Below are 1,193 nucleotides of genomic sequence, written 5' to 3' on the forward strand. Positions count from 1 at the left end.
TGGGTGAGCGACCCGGATGAGGCCCGGACGCTGTTCGACCAGCACGCCGACCACATCGCCACCACAAGGAAGCAGCAGGATCAGCTGCGGCAGCTGTGGAACGCCCTGATCGGCCATATAAACGACGACGGGTTCATCACCGCCAGCGAGTCAACCCTCGCCGATGTGACATCCATACCGCAGCAGACGGTGCATAGGCGGATCGTGGCATTGCGCGACCGTGGTCTGCTGCGGCTGGTCCAGGAAGCACACCGTGGCGTGCCGGCGCGGTACAGGGTGACCGATCCGGGTCAGCCCCGGCAAGCATCGTTGCCGGCCCTTCCTGCGGGCAGCCGATGGGTGCGCGACCCGGATGAGGCCCGGACGCTGTTCGACCAGCACGCCGACCACATCGCCACCACCACAAGGCAGCAGCAGGATCAGCTGCGGCAGCTGTGGAACGCCCTGATCGACCGTATGGACGGCGACGGGCTCATCACCGCCAGCGAGTCAACCCTCGCCGATGCGGCATCCACATGGCATTCGACGGTGCATGACCGGATCGTGGCATTGCGCGGCCGTGGTCTGCTGCGGCTGGTCCAGGAAGGACGCGGTGGCGTGGCGGCGCGGTACAGGGTGACCGATCCGGGTCAGCCCCGGCAAGCACCGTTGCCGGCCCTTCCTGCGGGCAGCCGATGGGTGAGCGACCCGGATGAGGCCCGGACGCTGTTCGACCAGCACGCCGACCACATCGCCACCACAAGGCAGCAGCAGGATCAGCTGCGGCAGCTGTGGAACGCCCTGATCGGCCATATAAACGACGACGGGCTCATCCCCGCCAGCGAGTCAACCCTCGCCGATGCGGCATCCATACCGCAGCCGACGGTGCATAGGCGGATCGTGGCATTGCGCGACCGTGGTCTGCTGCAGCTGGTCCAGGAAGCACACGGTGGCGTGCCGGCGCAGTACAGGGTGACCGCTCCGGGTCAGCCCCGGCAAGCATCGTTGCCGGGCCCTGCCCCCGGACCGGACCGCCCGCAGCAGGGTGCGGACCTGTCCTGGCTGAACCACGGGGGGACGTCGCCGATGTCCGGGCCGGTACCTGCCCCGCCGGCGGGCACGGGTCTGCCCGGGCTGCCCGGGCCGCTGGACGACCCGGACGCCCTCACGGCGTCGTCCTGGCCGGCGGGGCCGGCCGCGTCGTCCTGGCCGGC

At 69.7% G+C, this 1,193-nt stretch carries 1 protein-coding gene; it reads left to right on the forward strand.

From position 1 onward, the window contains the following. The coding region (locus tag V6U90_RS33465) for a hypothetical protein (protein WP_334445196.1) at positions 1 to 1,193 on the forward strand (1,193 nt) is incomplete at both ends.

It is taken from the genome of Micromonospora sp. CPCC 206060, assembly GCF_036906895.1.
Taxonomy (GTDB): Bacteria; Actinomycetota; Actinomycetes; order Mycobacteriales; family Micromonosporaceae; genus Micromonospora.